This window comes from Faecalimonas sp. LCP19S3_D12 (genome assembly GCF_052121495.1).
Taxonomy (GTDB): domain Bacteria; phylum Bacillota; class Clostridia; order Lachnospirales; family Lachnospiraceae; genus Faecalimonas.
Genome location: NZ_JBQKED010000090.1, coordinates 1 through 3,477 on the forward strand (window position 1 = coordinate 1; position 3,477 = coordinate 3,477).

Genomic DNA, 3,477 nt, shown 5'->3' on the forward strand with positions numbered 1-3,477 from the left:
ATACCGAGTTCCCTACAAAAAGAATTATAAAGAAAAAAAGCCGGGTAGAAAACTGTTTTCATAACGTTTTGTGCCTGAGCAAAGCGAAAGGAATGGATATAAAAATGAAAATATAAATACAGCGTGCCGAGTTTTTAAATAATCAAGGAAAGAATTTTTGTCATTAGTGTATAGAAAAACCACCCTAAGTCGTGACGGACAAGGGTGGTTTTTCAAATTTCATTATTGGTCAACAACTTTGACGGTTGTTCTTTTGGTATCTTTAATATAGAACATCTCAATAGATTATGCAAGGTTATACTTCAAATGATGTTGACAAAAGAGTGATTTTTTGATAGCTTAAATTTATTCAAAGGCAGTTCTTGCCTTAGAAATAACAAGTCTTTACCAAAGTCGTGCGTTTCGCACTTATCTCAATTTAAGAAAGGAAAATTTTATATGGGGAAAAATGATGTTAGGATTAGTGGGTGGCTATCTGAAAAAGAGCGTTTTGCAGATTTATATAATCCAGCACTTTTTCATGGGAAACCTATTTTTACAGCAGATACTTTAGAAAAAATGGATACAAGGCAAAATTTGTCTTTCCAATCAAACAATGGAAAAGAGGTTTTAGTGCAGCGATTTCACGATATTTGTATGAAATCAACTTTAGGAGCAAAGTTAATACTTCTAACATGCGAAAACCAAGATGAGATTCATTATGCGATGCCTGTTCGTGGTATGCTTTATGATGCATTAGATTATACAGATCAGATTCGACAAATCTCGCAAGGCAATAAAAAGAAAAAGAACTATCATAATTCTGCAGAATTTCTTTCGGGATTTACAAAAAACGATAAACTTGTGCCTGTAATTTCTTTGGTTTTTTATTATGGAGATGAGGAATGGGATGGAAGTCTTGACATTCATAGCCTTTTAGATTTGTCAAATGAAGAAAAAGATACTTTTGGGAAGTATTTACCAAATTACAAAATTAATTTAGTAGATGCAAAAAAATTGGCAAAAGAAAATTGCTTGAACTCAGATTTACAGTATGTATTAGGTATGTTAGAATATAAAAAAGAGAAAGAAAAACTGTTACTTTATATGAACGGACACAAAGAATATTTCGAGCATATGGATATGGAAAGTTACCTTGTTGCACGTATGTTGTTAGGCTCGGAAAAACAGTTGAAGGAATATCAAAAGAAGGAGGAAGTTGATATGTGTAAAGCGTTGGATGATTTGTATCAGGATGGAGTGGAGAACGGCGAAAAACGTTATAGTCAGTTGATTTTAAAATTGTTGGAATTGGGATTGACAGAATTGCTTGTTAAGGCGGCGAGTGATTCGGACTATAGAGATTCCTTGTATATGAAATACAACATAAAATAAAAAGTAATAGAGATACCGTGACCTCTATTACTTTTTCATCTTATAAGACTTCTGCGCTAATCTCTTTTTTCAAAAAGAATCTTTGAACCATCTGATCCCATGCTTCCTCCAAAGACTTATCCAAAGTGAACAGTCTCATGGAAGTTCCGGTGACGCAGGTAAGATTCTGACCATCATATTTTAGATTGAGATACAATCCCTGCACATCTTGTGGCTGGAAATTCAGTTCCTGCTGTTTCAGTAATCTTTCAATATTCGCCTCTGACAGTCCGAATACAAAGCGAAAACTAAGGGGAGTTTTTTTCCCCTTGATCAAAGAAAATGCGTACTCTCTAATATCTTTCCACAAAGAATAATCTCGGGAAGGAGCCAGGTCTTTCTCAAAAAAATCTTTTTTGAGAAATCCATTAATGGAAAATGTATTATAGGTGACAATTTCTCCTTCTATGAATAAAAATGAGTCGAAGGTGTCCGATAATAACAGCTTGGACATACATTCTTTTACTTCCGGCAATTTTAATGCAATCATGCGATCCTCTCCTTTTCATTCTTTTTCAAGAAATATATTCCGGCAATCAGTGTAATGAATTCAGCAAGCGGTACAGATATCCAGATTCCAATGACTCCGATAAGCGGAGGCAGCACAAATACAAAGATAATTGCAAGTACACACCCTCTGGAAAGACAGAGGAACAATGAAAGCTGTGGTTTTACTGTAGATTGAAAATAACCAATGATAAACATATTCAATCCGATTACAAAGAATCCAACAAAATAAATACGAATTGCAGTGGATGAAAGGGAAAGTATTTGTTCATTTGGATTCATAAAAATATAAGTAAACAAATTTGGCACGATCAATCCTAAAACAGCCGGAACGGAGCAGATGATAAATGCCGTTTTCAGTCCCAGTTTTTTTACAGTCTCAATACGATCAATAAGCCCTGCACCATGATTGGTTGAGATGATCGGCTGAGAAGCCTGGTTGATTCCGTTACACAGGCAGATGACTACAATAGCGGTATTTGTAATGACACCATACATGCTCACACCGATATCACCAATATATTTTAAAATCTGTAAGTTGAAAACAAACATTACAATTCCGGATGAGACTTCCACAAGAAAGCTTGTAAATCCGTTTTTGTAGATATTCGTGATGAATACAGGTGAAAATTTCTTTAAGCTAAAATGCAGTCCGTTTGACTTAGAGCGAAAATGGAACAGCAAAATAACAGTTGTAAGTACGGATCCAAGCACACTTGCAATTGCTGCTCCTGCCATGCCCATTTTACAAGGAAATACAAAAACAATATCTAAAACAACATTCAGGACACCGCCGGATACAACGGCAATCATGGAAAGTTTTGGTGCACCATCATTTCTTACAAAGGTCTGTAAAAAAGTGGAGAATGCAAAAAAGCTAAGTCCCCAGATCACGTACGGCGCGTAATTGAGTACATAAGGCATTGTCACATCTGTTGCGCCAAGAAAACGTGCAATCGGTTCCATGAAATTTAAAAATAGGATCATGTATAAAATACAGGTGATGGCATTCAAAAGTACTGCGACAGAAAAATAACAGTTTCCGGTCTGAGTATCGCCTTTTCCGCGGGCGATCGACATTAAGACAGAACCGCCGACACCAAATAAAAGTCCGGTGCCAAAGAAAATATTAAACAGCGGGAGGATGATATTTAATGCAGCCATAGCATCAATGCCAATTCCTTTCCCGATAATAATTGTGTCAGCAAGTACATAAATAGACGTTACCATCGTTCCGCAGATAGAAGGAATGAGGTAACGAAAGAATAATTTTCGTACTGGCTCGGTTGTAAGTGTGTTTGTCAGCATAAAAAATCTCCTTTAAATAAAATCCAATAATGGTATTATAGCAGATACGTTGACTTTTGGAAACCAAAACAGTATCATGAAAGTTAAACAGCAATAAAAGGAGTAAAAAGCATGCAACAGACAAACTATATAGATAACTTACTAACTAAGACTTCCCATACCCCAAATGGGACTTGTTCCTTGAAAATTCAATATTTCAGCTAACAAAATAGCGATTTATGCCGCAGTAGCCAGTGGATGGAGTGCATT

3 protein-coding genes are annotated in these 3,477 nt (G+C 35.8%); 1 reads left to right on the forward strand and 2 read right to left on the reverse strand.

Going from position 1 to position 3,477, the window contains the following annotated elements; all coding sequences use genetic code 11:
• The first annotated feature begins 438 nt into the window (after positions 1-438).
• Positions 439-1,374: an Rpn family recombination-promoting nuclease/putative transposase gene (locus ACTQXY_RS15210; protein WP_441660175.1), complete on the forward strand. Its 936-nt coding sequence runs from the start codon at positions 439-441 to the stop codon at positions 1,372-1,374.
• 40 nt (positions 1,375-1,414) lie between these two features.
• On the opposite strand, the gene ACTQXY_RS15215 is transcribed toward ACTQXY_RS15210, so the two are convergent.
• Entirely contained in the window at positions 1,415-1,903 is a 489-nt protein-coding gene (locus ACTQXY_RS15215) for a DUF5721 family protein (protein WP_022250562.1), read from the reverse strand.
• Positions 1,900-3,228, reverse strand: a complete 1,329-nt coding sequence (locus ACTQXY_RS15220) for an MATE family efflux transporter (RefSeq protein WP_441660176.1) — start codon at positions 3,226-3,228, stop codon at positions 1,900-1,902. The genes ACTQXY_RS15215 and ACTQXY_RS15220 overlap by 4 nt, the downstream gene beginning before the upstream one ends.
• Positions 3,229-3,477: the final 249 nt, after the last annotated feature.

Coding starts and splice junctions, on each gene's coding strand:
- ACTQXY_RS15210 (WP_441660175.1), top strand. CDS start 439: ATGGGGAAAAATGATGTTAGGATTAGTGGGTGGCTATCTGAAAAAGAG.
- ACTQXY_RS15215 (WP_022250562.1), bottom strand. CDS start 1,903: ATGATTGCATTAAAATTGCCGGAAGTAAAAGAATGTATGTCCAAGCTG.
- ACTQXY_RS15220 (WP_441660176.1), bottom strand. CDS start 3,228: ATGCTGACAAACACACTTACAACCGAGCCAGTACGAAAATTATTCTTT.